This window comes from Halobaculum gomorrense, from assembly GCF_900129775.1.
Lineage (GTDB): Archaea > Halobacteriota > Halobacteria > Halobacteriales > Haloferacaceae > Halobaculum > Halobaculum gomorrense.
In genome coordinates, this window is the sequence record NZ_FQWV01000003.1 from 184,739 (window position 1) to 204,148 (window position 19,410).

Annotated in this window: 24 protein-coding genes; 19 read left to right on the forward strand and 5 right to left on the reverse strand. The window is 66.5% G+C overall.

Annotation, left to right across the window (positions count from 1 at the left end; genetic code table 11):
- The first annotated feature begins 16 nt into the window (after positions 1-16).
- From BUE16_RS07130 to BUE16_RS07170, 9 genes are all read left to right on the forward strand, one after another.
- Positions 17-553: an Rpp14/Pop5 family protein gene (locus BUE16_RS07130; RefSeq protein ID WP_073308025.1), complete on the forward strand. Its 537-nt coding sequence runs from the start codon at positions 17-19 to the stop codon at positions 551-553.
- 6 nt (positions 554-559) lie between these two features.
- Positions 560-1,342 carry an archaeal proteasome endopeptidase complex subunit alpha gene (psmA, locus tag BUE16_RS07135; protein WP_073308026.1) on the forward strand — a complete coding sequence of 261 codons (783 nt, stop codon included), beginning with the start codon at positions 560-562 and terminating at the stop codon, positions 1,340-1,342.
- 95 nt (positions 1,343-1,437) lie between these two features.
- Positions 1,438-1,896: a GNAT family N-acetyltransferase gene (locus BUE16_RS07140; protein ID WP_073308034.1), complete on the forward strand. Its 459-nt coding sequence runs from the start codon at positions 1,438-1,440 to the stop codon at positions 1,894-1,896.
- Positions 1,897-2,145: 249 nt separating this feature from the next.
- Positions 2,146-3,207, forward strand: coding sequence for a glucose 1-dehydrogenase (locus tag BUE16_RS07145; RefSeq protein ID WP_073308036.1), 1,062 nt, complete (start codon positions 2,146-2,148; stop codon positions 3,205-3,207).
- Complete coding sequence (gene gfcR, locus BUE16_RS07150) at positions 3,204-3,854, forward strand: transcriptional regulator GfcR (protein ID WP_073308038.1); 651 nt, start codon at positions 3,204-3,206, stop codon at positions 3,852-3,854. The genes BUE16_RS07145 and gfcR overlap by 4 nt, the downstream gene beginning before the upstream one ends.
- Before the next feature lie 172 nt (positions 3,855-4,026).
- A complete protein-coding gene (locus BUE16_RS07155; protein WP_073308040.1) occupies positions 4,027-4,374 on the forward strand; it encodes a glutaredoxin family protein in 348 nt (115 codons plus the stop codon).
- Positions 4,375-4,544: 170 nt separating this feature from the next.
- On the forward strand, positions 4,545-5,105 hold the full coding sequence (locus BUE16_RS07160) for a DUF7110 family protein (RefSeq protein WP_073308042.1): 561 nt from the start codon (positions 4,545-4,547) through the stop codon (positions 5,103-5,105).
- Between the two features lie 148 nt (positions 5,106-5,253).
- Positions 5,254-6,237: a phosphoadenosine phosphosulfate reductase family protein gene (locus BUE16_RS07165; protein WP_073308044.1), complete on the forward strand. Its 984-nt coding sequence runs from the start codon at positions 5,254-5,256 to the stop codon at positions 6,235-6,237.
- Positions 6,238-6,443: 206 nt separating this feature from the next.
- Complete coding sequence (locus tag BUE16_RS07170) at positions 6,444-7,163, forward strand: diphthine--ammonia ligase (RefSeq protein WP_073308467.1); 720 nt, start codon at positions 6,444-6,446, stop codon at positions 7,161-7,163.
- Positions 7,164-7,225: 62 nt separating this feature from the next.
- Here the strand turns inward: BUE16_RS07170 and BUE16_RS07175 are convergent, their stop codons facing one another.
- Positions 7,226-8,197, reverse strand: coding sequence for a sugar phosphate nucleotidyltransferase (locus BUE16_RS07175; RefSeq protein WP_073308046.1), 972 nt, complete (start codon positions 8,195-8,197; stop codon positions 7,226-7,228).
- Positions 8,198-8,323: 126 nt separating this feature from the next.
- On the opposite strand from BUE16_RS07175, the gene BUE16_RS07180 reads away from it, so the two are divergent.
- On the forward strand, positions 8,324-8,617 hold the full coding sequence (locus tag BUE16_RS07180) for a transcriptional regulator (protein ID WP_073308048.1): 294 nt from the start codon (positions 8,324-8,326) through the stop codon (positions 8,615-8,617).
- 15 nt (positions 8,618-8,632) lie between these two features.
- On the opposite strand, the gene BUE16_RS07185 is transcribed toward BUE16_RS07180, so the two are convergent.
- On the reverse strand, positions 8,633-9,328 hold the full coding sequence (locus BUE16_RS07185) for a type 1 glutamine amidotransferase domain-containing protein (protein WP_073308050.1): 696 nt from the start codon (positions 9,326-9,328) through the stop codon (positions 8,633-8,635).
- Positions 9,329-9,423: 95 nt separating this feature from the next.
- On the opposite strand from BUE16_RS07185, the gene BUE16_RS07190 reads away from it, so the two are divergent.
- The 9 genes from BUE16_RS07190 to BUE16_RS07230 all read left to right on the forward strand — a co-directional run bounded on the left by BUE16_RS07190 (position 9,424) and on the right by BUE16_RS07230 (position 17,976).
- A complete protein-coding gene (locus BUE16_RS07190; RefSeq protein WP_073308052.1) occupies positions 9,424-9,699 on the forward strand; it encodes a hypothetical protein in 276 nt (91 codons plus the stop codon).
- A gap of 268 nt (positions 9,700-9,967) precedes the next feature.
- Positions 9,968-12,028, forward strand: a complete 2,061-nt coding sequence (locus BUE16_RS07195; RefSeq protein ID WP_079991541.1) for an ABC transporter substrate-binding protein — start codon at positions 9,968-9,970, stop codon at positions 12,026-12,028.
- Positions 12,029-12,180: 152 nt separating this feature from the next.
- Positions 12,181-13,170 (forward strand): ABC transporter permease, encoded by a 990-nt coding sequence (locus tag BUE16_RS07200; protein ID WP_200778390.1) that lies wholly within the window; start codon positions 12,181-12,183, stop codon positions 13,168-13,170.
- Positions 13,170-14,132 (forward strand): ABC transporter permease, encoded by a 963-nt coding sequence (locus BUE16_RS07205; protein WP_079991542.1) that lies wholly within the window; start codon positions 13,170-13,172, stop codon positions 14,130-14,132. The genes BUE16_RS07200 and BUE16_RS07205 overlap by 1 nt, the downstream gene beginning before the upstream one ends.
- Positions 14,133-14,148: 16 nt before the next feature.
- Positions 14,149-15,306 carry an ABC transporter ATP-binding protein gene (locus BUE16_RS07210; RefSeq protein ID WP_073308056.1) on the forward strand — a complete coding sequence of 386 codons (1,158 nt, stop codon included), beginning with the start codon at positions 14,149-14,151 and terminating at the stop codon, positions 15,304-15,306.
- Complete coding sequence (locus BUE16_RS07215) at positions 15,276-16,664, forward strand: ABC transporter ATP-binding protein (protein WP_073308058.1); 1,389 nt, start codon at positions 15,276-15,278, stop codon at positions 16,662-16,664. Before BUE16_RS07210 ends, BUE16_RS07215 begins: the two co-directional genes overlap by 31 nt.
- Before the next feature lies 1 nt (position 16,665).
- Entirely contained in the window at positions 16,666-17,142 is a 477-nt protein-coding gene (locus BUE16_RS07220; RefSeq protein ID WP_073308060.1) for a hypothetical protein, read from the forward strand.
- Complete coding sequence (locus BUE16_RS07225) at positions 17,135-17,599, forward strand: hypothetical protein (protein WP_073308062.1); 465 nt, start codon at positions 17,135-17,137, stop codon at positions 17,597-17,599. Before BUE16_RS07220 ends, BUE16_RS07225 begins: the two co-directional genes overlap by 8 nt.
- 116 nt (positions 17,600-17,715) lie before the next feature.
- Positions 17,716-17,976: a hypothetical protein gene (locus tag BUE16_RS07230; RefSeq protein WP_073308064.1), complete on the forward strand. Its 261-nt coding sequence runs from the start codon at positions 17,716-17,718 to the stop codon at positions 17,974-17,976.
- 78 nt (positions 17,977-18,054) lie between these two features.
- Here BUE16_RS07230 and BUE16_RS07235 read toward each other — a convergent pair whose 3' ends face one another.
- The 3 genes from BUE16_RS07235 to BUE16_RS07245 form a co-directional block, all read right to left on the reverse strand.
- Complete coding sequence (locus tag BUE16_RS07235) at positions 18,055-18,594, reverse strand: hypothetical protein (protein WP_073308066.1); 540 nt, start codon at positions 18,592-18,594, stop codon at positions 18,055-18,057.
- A 1-nt stretch (position 18,595) separates the two neighbouring features.
- The gene (locus tag BUE16_RS07240; RefSeq protein WP_073308068.1) at positions 18,596-18,841 is read right to left on the reverse strand and encodes a hypothetical protein; all 246 of its coding nucleotides are present in this window, start codon (positions 18,839-18,841) and stop codon (positions 18,596-18,598) included.
- A 134-nt stretch (positions 18,842-18,975) separates the two neighbouring features.
- Positions 18,976-19,371, reverse strand: coding sequence for a hypothetical protein (locus BUE16_RS07245; RefSeq protein ID WP_073308070.1), 396 nt, complete (start codon positions 19,369-19,371; stop codon positions 18,976-18,978).
- Between the last annotated feature and the right edge of the window lie 39 nt (positions 19,372-19,410).

Below are 19,410 nucleotides of genomic sequence, written 5' to 3' on the forward strand. Positions count from 1 at the left end.
AGCCGACCGGACGCCCGTGAAACACCTGCCCAAGCACCTCCGCCCGCGGTGGCGCTACCTCGTCGTCGGGCTGGAGGCGTGGCCAGACGCGGACATCTCGCGCGGACCGTTCCAGCGGGAGGTGTGGTACGCCGCTCAGAACCTCCTCGGCGATCCCGGGAGCGCCGACGCCGACCTGACGGTTGTGCGCTTCCGGTTCGAGGAGGGGACCGGCGCTGCGGTCGTCCGCGCACGCCACGGAGAGGTCGAGCGCGGGCGGGCGGCGCTGGCGTGCGTCGACGCGGTGGACGGCCATCCGGTCGGGATGCGAGTTCGCGGCGTCTCGGGGACGATACGGGCCGGTGAGGAAAGCTATTTAGGCGACGCGGGCGGATTCGGAGACGAGAGTACGGTCGAACTCGCGAACGACGGCGCGACCGGAACCGGTCGCCGCCGCCGCGACGGGGCGGTCGACGTTTCGACACCGTCGGGGTACGTGGGCGCGACCGATCGAGACACTTCCCGCCCGGGGCGGTCCGACCCGGCCGACGACGCGGCTTCGGACGACAACTGAGACACGATGCAGGGACAAGCCCAACAGCAGGCGTACGACCGGGGGATCACCATCTTCTCTCCGGACGGCCGCCTCTATCAAGTCGAGTACGCGCGCGAGGCAGTCAAACGAGGCACGGCGAGCGTCGGCGTTCGCACGAGCGAGGGGGTCGTGCTCGCTGCGGACAAGCGCTCGCGGTCGGAGCTGATGGAGCCTGCTTCCGTCGAGAAACTGCACAAGATCGACGACCACGTCGGCATCGCCAGCGCCGGCCACGTCGCCGACGCCCGCCAGCTCATCGACTTCGCCCGCCGGCAGGCGCAGGTGAACCGCCTCCGCTACGGCGAGGAGATGGGCATCGAGACGCTGACCAAGACCGTCACCGACCACATCCAGCAGTACACGCAGATCGGCGGCGCGCGCCCGTTCGGCGTCGCGCTAATCGTCGGCGGCATCGAGAACGGCGAACCGCGGCTGTTCGAGACGGACCCCTCGGGGACGCCCTACGAGTGGAAGGCGCTGTCGATCGGCGCGAACCGCGCCGACGTGCGCGAGCGCCTCGAGGAGGGGTACAGCGACGATCTCACGATGGAGGATGGGATCGAACTCGCGCTCGCCGCGCTCGCGGAGTCCGGCGAGGACGACGGGCTCGAGCCCGACGGCGTCGGACTGGGCACGATCCACGTCGACGACGAGCAGTACGTCGATCACGACGCCGCGTCCATCGAGGGCTACCTCGACGAGTTCGGCTACCTGGCGCCCGAAGACGACGGAGCGGACGGCGACGCCGAGGGCGCGGCCGACGAGTAACGGACCCGGCGGGAGTCGAACCTCGGGGGTGCGGGGAGCCCCATTCTCCGCCGCGTTGGCGGGCCGCTTTTCACCCACACCGTCCAGTCGAGAGTATGCACGAGGATCGGTACGACCTGCGCGAGGGGCTGCCGACCGTCGACGAGTTCCAGCAGCTGCGGGCGGTCGTCGACATGAGTGAACGACCGCGCGAGGGTGTCGAACGGGGGCTGCCGAACAGCTGCTACGCCGTCCGCGTCGTCGACACCGCGGCCGACCCGGCCGCGGTTCCGGTCGAGACGCCGAGCGCGGACGACGGCGAGGTCGTCGGTATGGCCCGCGTCGTCGGAGATGGGGGGTCGGTGTACCACGTCTGCGACATGGCGGTGCACCCGGACCACCAGCGCCGCGGGCTGGGGAGCGACCTGCTGGGCGCGGTCGACCGCTTCGTCGACGACGACGCGCCGCCGGGAGCGTACGTCAACCTCATGGCGGACGTGGACGGCTTCTACGAGCGCGCCGGCTACGCGGAGACGCGACCGGCGTCGAAGGGGATGTACCGACGGGTGGAGTGATCGGACGGAACGCGTGCCAGCGAACCGGACCCCGGTGCAGAAGGCAGACGCGACGACGGCGCTCGCGCGTCGCCCTCGCGACCGTCCGTGGCACGGAACGCGGCGGCGCCCGCAGACGTGGTGGCGTGCTGGTGACAGACGTCGGAGCGGACTGGTGTGGCCGGTGGCGCTCCGTCGGGTCCGCCGCGCTGAGAACTATTTACTCATGATAGAATAAGCCTTTTGCCGCCGCGCGTGGTACGCCCGGACATGAAAGCTATCGCTGTTCGTCGCGGGGAGGGAACTCCCGCTATCGTCGAGAAGCCGCGGCCGGACCCAGCGGCCGGTGAGGCGCTGGTCAGGACGCTCCGCGTCGGCGTCGACGGCACCGATCACGAGGTCATCTCGGGAAGCCACGGCGGCTACCCGGAGGGCGAGGATCACATCGTGCTCGGCCACGAGGCGGTAGGCGTCGTCGTCGACCCCAACGGGACGGGCCTCTCGGAGGGGGACGTGGTCGTCCCGACGGTTCGCCGCCGACCCAACGGCTCGAACGACTACTTCGCCCGGGGAGAGCCCGACATGGCCCCTGACGGGTTCTACCACGAGCGCGGCATCGACGGCGCCCACGGGTTCATGGCGGAGTACTTCACCAGCTCGGCGGAGCACCTGGTCCGGTGCCCGCCCGAGATCGCGGAGCTGGGCTTCCTCGTGGAGCCGGCGTCGATCACCGAGAAGGCGATCGAACACGCCCGCGCGAGCCGGTCGGCGTTCGAGTGGTCACCAGAGTCGGCGTTCGTCCTCGGGAACGGGAGCCTCGGCCTGCTCACTGTGGCGATGCTTCAGGAGTCGTTCGACCGACTCTACTGCTTGGGGCGGCGCGACCGGCCAGACCCCACTATCGACATCATCGAGGAGCTGGGGGCGACGTACGTCGACTCCCGCCATACGCCCGTCGACGAGGTACCCGAGGCGTACGAGCCGATGGACTTCGTGTACGAGGCGACCGGCTACGCGAAGCACGCCTTCGAGACGATCAAGGCGCTGGCGCCCAACGGCGTGGGCGCCCTGCTGGGGGTCCCGAACGACTGGACGTTCGAACTCGACGGCGGCGCGCTCCACCGGGAGCTCGTGCTCCACAACAAGGCGCTGGTCGGGTCGGTGAACTCGAACGTCCGCCACTTCGAGCGGGCTGTCGAGTCCGTCGCCGCGCTCCCGGAGTGGTTCACCGACGATCTGGTGACCGGGGTCTACGGCCTCGACGAGTTCGAGCGCGCGTTCGACGACGACGACACCACTATCAAGACGGCCGTGGAATTCGGGTCACGATGAAAAACGTCGACGACCTCATCGACGACGCAGCGGAGTTGGCCGAGCGGGGCCTCTCGAAGGGCGAGATCGCCGACGAGCTGAACGTCTCTCGAGAGACGGCCTCCTGGCTCGTGGAGCGATCGGGCGCGATCCCCGGCGACGCCGCGGGAACCGACGACGCGGGCGCGACCGGTCCGTCCGGCCCGCAGGACATCCACGTCGACTGGTCAGCGATCGGCCGCGACTCGAAGCGCCTCACCCACGTCGGCCGGGCGATGGCCGACCTGCTCGCCAAGGAGGGCGCTGAAGTCGATCTCACCGTCGGCATCGAGAAGGCGGGGACGCCGCTGGCGACGACGATCGCGCGCGAACTCGACACGGACCTCGCGGCGTACGCGCCCGCAAAACACCAGTGGGACGAGGGCGACATCGACGACGTGGGCGGCGGCTTCTCGCGCAACTTCGCGACGATCCGCGGCCGCGAGTGCTTCGTCGTCGACGACACCGTCACCTCCGGGACGACGCTCACGGAGACGGTCGAAGCGGTGCAGGCAGAGGGCGGCGATCCCAAGGCGTGCGTCGTCATCGTCGACAAACAGGGCCTCGACGAGGTCGCTGGCGTCCCCGTCTACTCGCTGATCAACGTCGTCGGCGTCGGCCGCGACTAGCACGGTCGGTTCCGCTGTCGTCTCCCGGCGGTTCTCGGCGGCCCCTGCTGCTCGGGGTGGGTGTCGTCGCCGCAGCACTCGGCCAGAACGCGTACGCCAGACAGCGATCGTCCCCGGTCCGCTCGCCGGCACCGTCACAACGGCTATCAACCGGAGTCGCCTACGCACACGTATGGCGTTTCAACCCGAAAGCGAGTTGACGGCCGAGGAGGCCGCCGAGCGCGTCGAGGAGGCGCTCTCGGAGAACGACGTGGTGCTGTTCATGAAGGGGAACCGGCTCATGCCCCAGTGCGGCTACTCCAAGCGGGCGGTGGGACTCATCTCTCAGCACGTCGAGGAGTTCGAGACGATCGACGTGCTCCCCGCGCTCTCGGAGTTCCGGGAGGCGTTGGAGGCGGAAAGCGGCTGGGAGACGATCCCGCAGACGTACGTCGACGGGGAGTTCGTCGGCGGCAGCGACATCCTGGCCGAACTCGACGAGCGTGGCGAGTTGGCAGAAACCCTCGTTGCCGAGGCGTAAGACGGCCGATACGAGCGATCGATCGCGTCGTGCCGACGCCACCGCCCTCGGGGACAGGTGTTTTACGCCTCGGGTGCGTAGTTACCGGCGAGTAGGGACGTACGGACGGACAGCCGCGGACCGCCGCGGCCACTCCTCACAGCTCCCATCCACCCCACACCATCCCACATATGTCAGGCCGCGTATACCGACTTCACTCGACGCTCGAACTGCCACTGGAAGACCTGCAGGACCACTTCGCGTCCGACCCGGAGCTTCCGGAGGGCGTCGAGGATGTCGACATCACACGCCGGAACAACACGCTGATCCTGAAAGCCGTCTCGAACGACGAATCGATTGGGAAGTACACCCCCACCGCGCAGCTCAAGGCGAGCGTCTCCGAGACGCGCGTGTACGAGGAGGAACCGCCCCGAACCGGCGGCGGCTGGATGCAGGAGGAAGAAGAGGAGATCCCCTCCGAACTCGTGGAGTTCGCCTGCTTCAAAGGCGACCGCGAGACGGTGCTCCAGAACACCGCGCTCCAGTATCCGATGTTCCTCGTGTTGCGAGAGATCGCGCTGCTATCGGAGAAGGGCACGCTCACCGCCATCACCGAGATCGACAACGAGCTTCGTGCTCACCGCATCGTCGAAGGCGAGGAGCGACCCGCGAGCGTCGAGGTCGTCGAGACGCCCGACCGCAACTCCGAGAAGGGTGGCGTCGAGTGGCGGGACAACAAGTTCATCAGCTGATCGCGGTCCCGCACCGGCGGTCGGGCGCCGTCGAACTCGTGTAGCGAGCCGATCCGACGGCCGACAAAAGGAGTCGTGTTGTGACCCTTGCGACCTCCGAGTACGGTCACAAGAACTTTACCCGTCTAATTATATTTCATTACCAGGCATGGCCGACACACAACAGCAGTTCCCGGACTATCTGGACGTAGACTACACGGACGGCGAGGGCGAGGAGCCCGGCGACTACCCCAGCATCGAGCACAAGCTCGAGAAGGCGCTGGAGGTCGTCGAGACCGGCTTGCGTGAGTACGAGAACCCCGCGGTGATGTGGACCGGCGGGAAAGACTCGACGCTCACGCTGTACTTCGTGAAGGAGGTCGTCGAGCGGCACGACGAGCTGGAGCTGCCGACCACCGTCTTCATCGACCACTACCAGCACTTCGACGAGCTGATGGACTTCGTCCGGCACTGGGCCGACGAGTGGGACCTCGAAGTGAAGTGGGCCCGGAACACCGACGTGGGCGAGTACGTCGACGAGAACGGCTTGGAGCCGGGCGACGACATCCCGGTCGAGGCGCTCTCCGAGCACAACCAACACCACATCCGGAACATCCTTGAGTACGAGGAGGACACGTTCCCGTTCCTGCTGGACACGTACGTCGGCAACCACCTGCTGAAGACGGTCGCGCTCAACGACACGCTGGAGAGCGAGGAGATCGACGGCATCATCTCGGGCATCCGCTGGGACGAGCAGGAGGCCCGCGCCGACGAGACGTTCTTCTCGCCGCGCCACGACCCCGACATCTACCCGCCGCACGACCGCATCCAGCCGATCCTCCAGTTCGAGGAGGCCGACGTGTGGGACGCCTTCTGGTACTTCGTCGTGCCCGAGACCGTCGAGGGCTACCCCGAGGACGGCTACGTCCCGCAGGGGTTCGACGACCTGCCGGAGGGGATCGAAATCGAGGACATCCCGGTCTCGCCGAAGTACTTCGCGGGCTTCCGCTCGCTCGGCTCGGAGATCTCGACGGACAAGTCCGCCGAGGAGCCCGCTTGGCTGCAGGACATGGAGAACACGACCGAGCGCGCCGGTCGCGCCCAGGACAAGGAAGACCTGATGGAGCGCCTCCGCGACCTGGGCTACATGTGAGGACGGCGCAAGCCTGACGCTTCGAACCGTCGCCACAGCGATCGACTGCTTCGGTTTCGGATTCACTGCCGCCTGTCGCGATCGGCTCTCCGCGAGCCACCGCTCCTCAACGATGACGGTGGGTGCGACGGACCTCGACGCCGACCGGTACGGGTAAGGGGCACTCGGCGCGTATCGTCGATATGGGCGACGACACCGGCGCGGATATGACCGACGAGGGCGCCTACGTCGGCCTGTTCTCCGGGGGGAAAGACTCATCCTGGGCGGTGTATCGGGCGCTGGAGCGCGGGCTCTCGGTCGAGCGCCTGCTGACGGTTCACCCCGCGGGCGACTCGTACATGTATCACGTCCCCGAGACGCACCTCGCGACGCTCGCAGCCGAGAGCATCGGGCTCCCGCTCGTCGAGGTCGAACCGGACGACTTCGGCGCCGGAGAGGCGACCGACTCGGGCGCGCAGGGAGACAACGAACTGGAGCCGCTGGAGGCTGCGCTGACCGACCTCGCGACGGACCTGCCGCTCGCGGGCGTCACCGCCGGCGCCGTCGAATCGGCGTTCCAGACGAGCCGGATTGAGGCGATGTGCGACCGACTCGGGATCGACCTGTTCGCGCCGCTGTGGCAGCGCGACCCCCGGGCGCTGGCCGAGGAGATGTTCGACGCGGGGTTCGAGATCCGGGTCCTCCAGGTCGCGGCCGCCGGGCTCGACGAGTCGTGGCTCGGGCGGACGATCGACCGCGATGCCCTCACGGAGCTGGAACAGCTCAACGAGGAGTACGGGGTCCACGTGCTCGGCGAGGGCGGGGAGTTCGAGACGTTCGTCACCGACGGCCCGCACATGGACCGCCGGATCGAGTTGGCGTACGACACCGAGTGGGACGGGACGCGCGGGCGGATCCGCGTGACGGACGCGCGGCTGGCGGAGTAGCGCGCGGACGGAGAGAGCGCGTCCCAACGACGGGGTCGCCTCGACGACGGCGGGCGACGCGGTCAGTCCTCGTCGTTCGTCAACCGCGAGTGCGCGCCGATGAGCGCGCCCGAGAGGTCGAGCCCATCGACGACGGTCTCTTCATCGATGATGCTCCGGCGGATGTCCGCGTCGCGGACGGTCGCGTTGCCGAACACGACCGATTCCTCGATCGAGGAGTCGACGATCTCGGCGCCCGCGAGGACGTACACGTCGTCGTCGATCTCGGAGTTCTCGACGGTCGCGTCCGGGTGAACGATCGACTCGCCGTCGAGGTACCACGAGACGGCGTCGAGGTAGCTCTCGGGAGTGCCGATGTCGAACCACGCCTCCTCGAACGTGAACGCGTGGACGGGCTGGCGCGACTGGAGCCACTGGATGAACCAGCCGGGCTCGTCCGGGTTGTTGCCGTCGGAGAGGTACTCATCGAAGTCCGGAAGGGTCTCCTGCGGGAACGCATAACAGGCGATGGAGACAAGCGTACTCTTGGGGTTCTCGGGCTTCTCCTGGAAGTTGACGACGCGGTCTCCCTCCAGTTCGACCAACCCGTAACTCTTTGCGCGCTCGCGCGACCCCACGTCGTAGGCCGCAAGCGCCGGCGTCCCCTTCTCAGCGAAGAAGTCGACGAACTCACTCACGTCGAAGGAGATCAGGTTGTCGCCGGCGACGACGACCAGGTCGTCGTCCACGTTCTCGCGGTCGATCAGCTGCGCGAGCGCGCCGACGACGCCGAACTTCTCGGACTCGGCGGTAGTGTCTTCGACGGAGACGGTCGGCTTCTCGAAGTCAGATTCGGCGAGGTACGCCTCGAACTCCCCGGCGAACCGTTCGTTCGTCGAGACGAACACCTCGTCGACCCGGTCGTCGGCCTCGAGATCGCCGAAGATCTCGTCGATGACGGTGCCGTCGCCGACCGGAAGCAACATCTTCGGTCGGTTCCGGGTGATCGGCCAGAGCCTGGTCGCGTATCCCCCTGCGAGCACAACTGCCTTCATGAACGCACGGTTACGCCGGACCGACAAGGGTTTTCCTCTTTCGATCCAGTCGGCTGACCGGTTCCCCGCGGGCGAAGCGGCACCGCTCGTCGAAAGCGATTCGTTCGCCGACCGCCAACCGAGGGTATGCCCGAGCGGACCACCCGGGAGCGGATCGCCGACGCCCTGCGCGAGCGGGTACACAGCGGAAGCGCGCTCGCGGTCGAATTCGACGTGACTCGGTCGGCGGTATACGATCACCTCGACCACGTCGCGCGGTCGCTCCCGAGCGACGAGGAGTTCCTCGTCGCCCCGCCAGAGTGCAGCGATTGTGGCTTCGACGGCTTCGACGACCCGGTGAATGCGCCCTCTCGGTGCCCGGAGTGCAAAGGCGAGTCCGTAGAAGAACCCCAGTTCGTGATCGATTCCGCCAGACAGTAGCGGAGCCGGCGTGGCCTACGCGGTCGCCGCGACGCCCAGTTCCGAGAGCAGCGTCTCGGCGGCCTCGCTCGACGACTCGGGCCCGCGTGCGGTGACCAGGTCACCATCGACCGTGACACTGGTGTCGGAATCGAGGTCGGCGTCGAAGTTCCCGCCGGCGGCGACCACCTCGTCTTCGACCCAGTAGGGAAGCTTGCGCCCCTCGATCCGGTCGAGGTCGTCGACGATTCCCTCTTCCCACTCGTTCGGGAAGCCGGTCACGTTCCGGCCGTTGACGAGGAACGCTCCGTCGTCCGTCCGGGCGAATCCGAGGATCCCGACCGCGTGGCAGACGACCAGCGCGACGCCGTCGTCGCCGGCGACGGTCTCCCGCAGGGCGGATCGGGCGTGGCGGTCCTGGTTCACGTCCCAGACGGTGCCGTGGCCGCCGGGGAACACGACGGCGTCGTAGTCGGCGGCCTCGACCGCCGCGATCGGCTCGGGGTCGCGCAGCCGGTCGTCGGTCTCGTGGATCTCGCGATACCGCTCGACGGTCTCCTCGCCCAAGTCATCCGGGTCGAGCGAGCGTTCGTCCACCACCGGCGGCGCTCCGGATGGCGTCGCCACCGTCACGTCGACGCCGGCGGCGCCGAGCGTCGTGAGCGGCTCTATACACTCCTCGGCCCAGTACCCCTCCTCGCTGACGACGAACAGCGCCGTGGTGTCGCTCATGCGTCCCGGAGGAGGGCCGCGACTCGGGAAAACGTGTCGGCGGCGGAACCGGCGGCTCCGGGCCGTTTATACTGGGCCACCGACAAGACGGACCCATGGCAGTCGGGACGCGGACAGTGCTCGCTCTCCTTGGGGTGGTCGTGCTAACCGTCGGGATCTATCTCCACGCGACCGAACGCGAGAGCGCCGGATACGCCGTGATGGCGCTGGGATTCGCGACGGCGGCCGGGTGGGCGTTCTTGGGCATGGAGCTGGCACGTCGCGGAGCGGCGTCGGTCCCGGCAAACACGTATCTTTCGGGCGGTATGGCGGCCGTTACGCTTACCGTGTACTTCGGATTACGGGCTCGCGCACTCGCGACCAGCAGCTAGCAGCGCGTGGCCCATCGACCTGCGGACCCAGCCGGAGGGAGGTGCACCACTGTCGGCTGTTACACAAAAACTATTCTTTCGTTTACGGCGGTTTTCGCAATCTTCGAACTGCACGGTAGACACCGATATGTAGTTCGAACGTTCAATAGTGTGGCCCTCTTGTGGAAATATGTGTGAATTCCAAACGGATCCCACTAGATCCAATGAGGGTGTCCCTCATGGGCAAATCCCATATACTTAAGTTCAGGATTCCATAACGAACGTCCGTATGTTAGATAACCAGTCCGGATCCAGCCGGCGCCGGTTCCTCCAGGGAACTGGTGTCGCAGCGGTCTCCGCAGGGCTCGCGGGGTGTTCGGGGAACGGCGGTCAGTCCACCGAGACCACCTCGGCGGCACCGACCACCACCGCGGACCAGACGCCGACCGAGCGACAGAACACCGACATTACCGAGGGTGGGATCTTCAACTTCGGGATGGGGACGGCCCCGAAGGGGATCAACGTCCTCGCCACGTCCTCCGCGTACTCGGGAGTCATCACCGACCAGATCTACGAGGCGGGGACGACGATCGACCCGGTCAACTTCGGAGTTCACCCCAACGTCTTCACCGACTGGGACTTCACCGAACTCGACGAGACGGGCGACAACGACCAGCCGAACGTCCGCATTCAGTTCAACGTCCGCACGGACGGCCTGACGTGGAACGACGGCACGGAGTTCACCGTCGACGACGTGGTCTGGTCGTACAACTACCTGCTTGAACAGATGCCCGGCGGCTTCACGGCGTCGCTGAGCCCGATCAAGAGCGTGTCCACCTCGGACAGCGCCGACTGGGACGCCAAGATGATCCTGAACAAGCCGATCGGGACGTACGACTCGACGCAGCTCGCGCTGCCGATCCTCCCGAAGCACAAATGGGAGGGCGTCAGCGACTTCAAGACCTACGAGCCGTACAAGAACGGCGGCCCCGTCGGTCTCGGCCCCGGCGTCGTCACGCGCTACGAGCCCGACACGGCCATCGAGATCTCCTACGCCGACCGCAGTGGGGAGTACAACCTCTCCGAGTTGTCGTGGCGCGAGGAGATTCCGGGCCTCATCACCGGCGGCCCGTTCGTCGACGCCATCCGGATCCGCGTCTACTCGTCGACGTCCGCGCTCACGCAGGCGTTCTTCGAGGGACAGATCGATTCGATGTACAGCGGCATCCGCACCTCGCGCATCCAGGACGTGAAGGACGCGCAAGGGAAGATGCTCATTGACGGCTTCGACACCGGGTACGGTCACTACTCGTTCAACCTGCGGAAGACGCCCCTGGACGACGCGACGTTCCGGCAGATCCTCGGATTCGCCTTCGACGACATCTACTGGACCGAGCGGCTCCAGCGCGGCTACGCACAGGAGGGTGACTTCGTCATGCCACCGGGGTACAAAGCGGTGCGCCCCGAGACCGGCAGCGACCAGCAGCTCCTCTCCGGGCCCTCCACGCAGGCGTTCCACTTCCGCCAGTCCTCGCCCGGCGTCCCGGACGTGGCGGGCATTCGGAAGTTCCTCACAGAGGGCAAGGTCATCAACGGAAGCCAGGGCACGTTCGTCGGCCAGGAGTACCCCGGCAGCCTCACCGGCGTCGAGGGGAGCCAAGGCGAGACGAAACACCAATACACGTTCGGTTCGGTCCAGTCGACCGTCCTGAAGGAGTCCGACCAGAACCCGGACAAGGAGATCCGGGTCAACGGAAAGACGATCACCGAGATCAACGGCGGGCCGATGACGATGTACGTCTACCCCGCGAAGGACTCGCCGCAGACCGCGAAGATGGTCGAGAACTACATCGGCGCGCTTCAGTCGATCGGCATCCCGATCAACCGTCAGGTGATGTCGTTCAACACCATGCTGACGAAGGTGTACGCCGAGGAGGACTTCGACATCTTCCCGATGGGATGGGTGAACCTCTCGCCGTTCGCGACGAACACGCTGTACAGCCTGTTCCACTCGGACAACGCTGACGACCACTCGGTCGCAGAAAGCGAGGGGGCGAAAAAGAACACCGGCACCCTGCTCAACAACCCGATGGGCTACGGGCTGTTCGACGACGCGAGCGCGGACGAACTGATCTCGGAAGCGCAGACGACGATGGATACCCAGCAGCGGAACCAGGTCGCTCGCCGGGCGGTTGAGCGGATCTACCTCGACTTCCCGACGATGGTCACGTCCTACGACGTGACGAAGTGGCCCGTCAACTCCGCGGACTGGAAGGGCTTCATTGGGAACATCCCCGGCCCGGGTTCGACGTACCTCGGGACGCAGTTCCTGCAGGTCAACCAGAAATAGTAACCGCTCCCGATCTGCACCCCGGCCGCCGCCGGGAACCTCGTTCCCCTACCGGAGTTTCAGACGGCGGCGGCGGGTCCTGAACGGACGATTCAACAGGTTCATACAGTGCCCTTCACGATACAAACGTACGCAGCGCGGTCACCCAACGCATGACCCGAATTAGTGGAAAATACCTCGCCAAACGGATCGTCGTTTCGTACCTGACGCTCCTGGTGATTATGTCGCTCCTGTTCGTTCTCCTCCGAAGCATGCCCGGCTCGTTCATCACGAGCATGATCTCCTCGGGGATGACGGCCGAGCAGATCGAGCGCATCCGGGAGACGTGGGGACTGAACGAGCCCCTTTGGAAACAGTACGTACAGTTCATGATCAACTACCAGACGGGGAACTTCGGTCGGTCTCCGACCTACAATGCGCAGGTGTGGGACCTGATCGTCCGTCGGATGCCGCGAACGCTGGTGCTGTTCGGTTCGACGTTCATCATCGGGTTCATCATCGGGCCGCTGGTCGGGATGTACCTCGGCTGGTGGCGCGGGTCCACCAAGGACAAGTCCATCTTCAGCACGTCGCTGCTGCTGTACTCGATGCCGAGCTTCTGGATCTCGTGGCTGTTCATCTGGGTGATCAACTACGAGCTCGACTGGCTCCCCAGCGCGTACATGTTCACGCAGTTCCCCGAGTTTGAGTGGACCGCCTTCACCGTCATGCGCGACGTGCTGTATCACATCGCGCTGCCCGTCATGAGCCTCACGTTCATCGGCTGGGTCGGCTCGATGCTCATCATGCGCCCGACGATGAACCAGGTCACCGACGAGGGCTACGTCTTTCTCGCACGCGCGAAGGGCCTCTCGGAGCGGACGGTGATGGTGAAACACGCCGCGCGGAACGCGCTCATCCCGGTGGCGACGGGGGCTGTGGTCAGCCTCGCGTTCCTCATCGACGGGTCGGTGATTATCGAGAACGTCTTCAACTGGCCGGGCATGGGACAGATCATCGTCTCAGCCGTGCTCAACCGGGACTTCCCGGTCGCGCAGGCGGTGTTCTTCATGCTCGCGCTGTTGATCGTCGTGATGCGACTGCTGACTGACGTGGTGTACACGTACCTCGATCCCCGGATCAAGTTCGGGGAGGGTGAATAATGGCAACAGAGCAATCAGACTCCGGACAAGACGGGCGATCGATCAGACGACGCTGGGAGCCGCGCATCGAGCGGCTCAGGCGAGGGTGGGACCGATACACCGAGCATAAGATCGGCGTGGTCGGGCTGATCATCCTCATCATCTACGCGCTATGGTCGATCGCGCCGGGAGTGTTCGCGCCGCACTCGCCAGACTGGGTCGCGTACCTCGGGGAACCGCCGATCAAATCGCGGCTGACCGGCGAGCAGATCCGTTCGCTGCCGCACCCGCCCGCATTCGGCGATCCGTTCTTCGCCCCGTTCGGGACCAACTCCCTCGGCAACGGCGTCCTCACGCTCGTGATCTACTCGGCGCAAAACGCGATGTACATCGGACTCGCTGCCGGAATGCTCTCCAGTCTGGTCGGCGTGCCGCTGGGGCTCATCTCCGGCTTCTACGGCGACACCTGGATCGACGAGGCCATCCAGCGCTTCGTCGACATCATGTACGGCCTGCCGTTTCTCCCGTTCCTCATCGTCCTCGTCGCGATCCGCGGGATCACGACGACGAACATCATCATCGGCATCGCGGTCACCTCGTGGCTGAACAACTGCATCACGGTACGCGGGGAGACGCTCTCGCTGAAGGAGCGCTCGTACGTCGAGTCCGCGAAGGTCGCCGGGGCGTCAGACACCCGGATCATCTTCCGGCACATCATGCCCAACGTGCTCCCGATCTCGTTCGTGTTCCTCGCGCAAGACGCCGCTGGCGCGGTGATCGCGCAGGCGTCGCTTGCGTACCTCGGACTGGCCGATTTCACGGCCAACTCGTGGGGACTCATGCTTGAGAACATCAAGTCCACCGGCTACGTGTTCAAAGCGTGGTGGTGGCTGATCCCGCCGGGCATCGCGCTGATGCTGATGGCCGCATCGTTCTACTTCATCGGTTTCTCGATGGAGGACGTGACCAATCCGCAGCGGTGACAGCTACCGATACCAAATGACACTACTCGAAGTAAACGACCTCTCGATCCGATACGCGGTCGACGACGGCTCGTCGGTCCACGCGACCGACGATGTGAGTTTCTCCGTCGAGCGCGGCGAGACGTACGGGCTCGTCGGCGAGTCCGGCTGTGGCAAGACCACGCTCGCGAAGAGCCTCGTCCACCTGCTCGACGACAACGGTTACGTCGAGAACGGGAACGTCTGGTTCGACGGGACGCTCCCGCAGTGGAGCGACGAGCAGGGCGACGCCACCCAGTCGGTGATCGACGACCCCGACAAGCCCGTCCGCGCAGACGGCAAGACGGACCTGGCGGCGCTTACCAACGCTCAGATCCGGGACATCCGCTGGCGCGACATCGCCATCATCCCGCAGTCGGCGATGAACGCGTTGAATCCGGTGTACAAGGTCGGTGACCAGATCGTCGAGGCGATCCTCCGACACGAGCCGGAGACGACGGCCGACGAGGCGCACGAACGCGCCAGGGACCTCCTGGAGCGCGTCGGCATCGAGCCCGACCGCGCCGACGACTACGCCCACCAGTTCTCCGGCGGGATGAAACAGCGCGCCGTCATCGCGATGGCGATGGCGTGTAGTCCAGACCTGCTCATCGCGGACGAGCCGACGACCGCGCTCGACGTGATCATCCAGGACCGAATCCTCGAGGAGCTGGAGAAGCTCCAAGAGGAGTTCGGCGTCTCCATCCTCGTCATCAGCCATGACATTTCGGTGATGGCGGAGATCTGTGACCGGATGGCCGTCATGTACGGCGGGAAGGTCATGGAGTCCGGCCCGAAAGACGAGATCTTCGGCGAGACAGCGAACCCGTACACGCTCGGGCTGAAGAACTCCTTCCCGACGATCACCTCAGCCGACCAGGATCTCGTTTCGATCCCCGGTACGCCGCCGACGCTGCGCGATCCCGACGACGGGTGCCGGTTCCGCGATCGCTGTCCGTTCGCGATCGAGGAGTGTCACGCGAGCCACCCGCCGATGTACGACGTCGAGGCGGCGGAGTCGCTCGGTCGGTCCGAGGAGGGGACCGACGAACGCGCCCATCGCTCGGCGTGTTACCGTATCGACGAGCTTGAACAGCTGCGAACCGACGCAATCGAGGAATCCACATGGACCGAGCAGAGGATCGAGAGCCGCTAGTAGAGATCGACGGGCTGCAGAAGCTCTTCGACCAGTCACAGGGCGTCGTCGACACCATCCTGGGTCGCGACCCCCAGCCGGTGCGCGCGGTCGACGGCGTCTCGCTGGACATCTACCAGGGAGACATCGTCGGAATCGCGGGCGAATCTGGCTGCGGGAAGACCACGCTCGGAAAGATGCTCGTGAAGCTTCACGACCCGACCGAGGGGAGCATCCGCTTCGACGGCGAGGACATCACCGACATGACCCGCGAGGCGGAGCGCGAGTTCCGCAAGCGGGTCCAGATGATCTTCCAGGACCCGTTCGAGTCGCTCAACCCTCGGATGACGGTGTACGACACCGTCGCCGAGCCGCTCAAGATCAACGACATGATCGAGTCGTACGACGAGCGGCGCGATCGGGTGACGGAGGTGCTCGAAGACGTAGGACTCGGTCCCGCGGAGGTGTACCTCGACGCGTTCCCGGACGAACTCTCCGGCGGGGAGCGCCAGCGCGTCGCGATCGCGCGGGCGCTCGTCGTCGACCCGGACTTCATCGTCTGTGACGAGCCGGTGTCGATGCTGGACGTGTCGATCCGGGCGGGCGTGTTGAACCTGATGAAGGAACTGCAGTCCGAGTACGATCTCACGTACCTGTTCATCAGCCACGACCTCTCGCTCATCCGTTACATGTGCGACCGCGCGGGGATCATGTACCTCGGCAACATGGTCGAACAGGGGCCGACCGACGACATCATTGACGACCCCAAGCACCCGTACACGGAGGCGCTGTTCGACGCGGTTCCGGACGTGGAGCTGGGCGAAGAGCGCCGACGGGCGAACGCGACCGGCGAGGTCCCCTCTCCGCGCAACCCACCCAGCGGCTGTCGGTACCACCCTCGGTGTGCCCACATTATCCCGCCGGACGACTGGACGGGCAGCCAAGACGCGTTCCGGCGCGCCTACCAGTTCAAACTGAAGGTGCGCCGCGGGGACATCTCTCCTGAGTCGGTTGACTCCGGCGACATCGAGACCGCAGAGGCGCTCGTCGAGCACGGGCTGACGCTCGACGTGCCCGAGGAGTACCGCACGGAGACGGAGGTCGCCACCGGCGGTCACCGCGTCGACCTCAGCGCCGTCGACCTCCCGACCGACACCCGTCGAGTGCTCACGGAGGCAGCGGAAGCCGTCCTCGCGGGCGACGCCGACCGCGCCGTGTCGACGCTCGACGACGCACTCACCACGTCGTGTGCCGAGCGCCAGCCCGAACCGCAGCCCTCCGGGACGCGCGAGGTGGCGTGTCACCGCTACGACGACGGCGGCGCCGACGGGCTCGACGGCTCCGGCGCGGGGCTGAGCGCGGCCCCCGCGGAGGACTAACGTGGTTCGGTCCCCGCGCTCTCAACAGCTCCTCCTGGCCGGCTTCGCCGTGCTGATCGCGGTGAGCGCCGCCGCGTTCGTCGCGACCGCGTCCGCACAGTTGGCGTGGCACGAGCGCGACGCGATCGGCATCGACGCGACCGAGTACCGGCTCGACGGCGGGGACAACCCGACCGTGACGGTTACCATGACAGTGTCGAACCCCACCACCGCCGCGGTGACGGTCCGGCCCTCCGCCGTGATCGTCTACGACGGACGGGTGTCCGAAGCCACCGAGTTGACCGTTCCGCGCACTGCGCGGGCCCCGAACGGCGATCGAACGGTGCCGGCGGGTGGAACGGCGACCGTCACCGTGGTCGCCGACATCGAGTCGGGGATGGTCGATCGGACGGCCGCCGCGATCGAGTCCGGAGACGCCCTCGTGTCCGGCACGTTCAGCGTCACCATCGGAGAACGGAGCGCCTCCGTCGATGTCTGAGAGTCGCTCCGCGATTGTGACTGCCGCGACCCGGCCGGCGGCGGCGTCGTTCGGGACGGTCCGCGAGCGCTACGCTGCGGCCCTGATCGTCGGCTGCCTCGCGGGCGCGCTGGGAGCGATGGCGACGTACGTGCTGCGGCTCCAGTCGTTGGCGCCGTCGTGGGCGGGCGACGGAGCGATGGCAGCGTTAGTACTCGCGTCGGGCATGCTCGTGAAGCTCCTGTGTGAGCAGCTTCGAACGAGCCTCTCGGCGCTGGCAGTCGCGACCGTCGTCGGCGCCGCCCTCGCGTTCGCCGCAGCCGTGGCGCCGTATCTCCTGCTGAACATCTCCACGCTCGGCGGCCTCGCGTTGCTGCCGGTGTTTCGGGACGTGATCACGTTCCTTGTGTTCGGGCAGGTGCCGCTGCAGGTTACCGGGTATCTGATGGCGATCGTCTACGACGGTGCGACGGCGTAGGCCCCGCGCCCGGCTCCCGGGAGTGCATCGGCGACTCTCTGTTTCTTTCTCTCTCGGACACCGGGCGATGCGCCGCCGACGACAGGCCTTTGCCCGCCGGGTCGGTACGGGGTGGTGTGCCGAGGGACATCCCGACCGAGGAGAAATCCGTTCGCGAGCGGGGGACGTACGCCAACGACGGCAACGACCCCACGGTCGCGTCGTACCTCTCCTCGCTGTTTTTCGTGCTCTCTGTCCCGACGCTCGTCACCGCGGCATACGCGGGCTACTGGATGGGTCTGTATTCGGAGTCCGCGGTCGTTCCCGCGTTCGCCGGGCTGTTGATCGGGTCGCTGGCGGCCGTGTTCGCCGTGATGCACTACCGAACCGGTCGGTAGTCGTCGGCGTCGTGGCGACCGAGGAGAAAGCTACTTGCCGTCAGCTACTCGGCCGCGTCGGTCGACGACCTGCGCGCGTCAGTACCACTTGTCCTTGTACACGCACTGGACGGGTTCGGTGACGACGTTCGTCACGAGCGCCATCGACACCAGTTCGACGGCGCCCTCATACGTCGTCGGGTCGGTCTCGTCGTCCCAGCCGGCGACCCCGACGCCGAGTTCGGTGTGCCAGTCGTACGCCGTCACGAGCCACTCGTCGGGGAGCGTCCGGTCCTCCTCGTCGGCGCCGTTGACGAGCCGGAACAGGTACTTGAACGTCGTGTCGTCGCGCTCGGAGAGGTCGTCGCCGGCGTCGTAGCCGGGAACGTTCGGAGTGCCGAACAGTTGGACCAGCCGGTAGAGCGCGGTTCCGATGTCGTCGTGCGGGCCGCGCTCGGTCGGGTCCGGGTCGAGTTCGACGTACACGTCGTCCCGTGACTCTCGGAGGTTCACTTCGTCGAGCGACGCGCCGTCGGCTCGGCGGGCTTCGATCTCCTCGCGACCGACGGGAACCAGCGTGAACTCCTGCAGCTCCGAAATCGGCGGCGCCTGCGGGTGTTCGGTGATGTCGACGGCCATCTCAGTAGGCGAACCCCATGAAGCCCCGCCAGCCGGCGTATCCGACGACGATACACACGAGGCCGGTCACGAGCACGACGACGGATTCGGAGTTCGAGAGGCCCTGGAGCCCGTTGAGGTCGAAGAACAGCGTGACCCCGATCATGGTGAAAATGTACCCGAGCACGAGGCCGAGGATCATCACGCAGAGGGAGGCGAGGCCGAGTGGACCCTTCAGCCCCTCGGGAACGCGGTTACTGACGGACATTCGTACGACTGGATACGGTGGTGCCGGGTCTTAATTCCCCCGTTACGCGGTGGCACATGGGGCAGGCACACGAGCCCTAGTCGCGACAGCTGGTCGGTCCGCCGGGTCGAGACCGCCCGTCCGGTCACGGTGGGTTACTCCGTGCGTTGCTCGTAGTCCCCGCCCGGGCCGCTTCGATCCGTCGCGGCGTCTCCCGGGGCGGCGTCGCCGAGCGGACTCATCGCGGGGTTGAACGCCTCATCATCGCTCGGTGAGTCGCCGTCGCCACCGGACGGCGACCGGTCGCGGCGCTCGTGTTCGCCGCGCTCGCGCGCGTCGCTCGTGAGCGCGAACTCCTCGGCGACGGGCTTTCGAGCGCGATAGCCGATCGCGATGGCGATGATGCCGGCGACGCCGTATACCACGACGGGCGTGGCGGTGACGCCGAGTTCGCCGGTAACGACCGAGCGGTGCAGCGCCTGACCGATCGAGAGGGCACCGACGACGAGCATCGACGTGGAGACCACGCCGAGAAGCCGAGTCGAGACCATGCCGTACGTCGGTGTCCCGGCGTGAAAAGGATCGTGGGG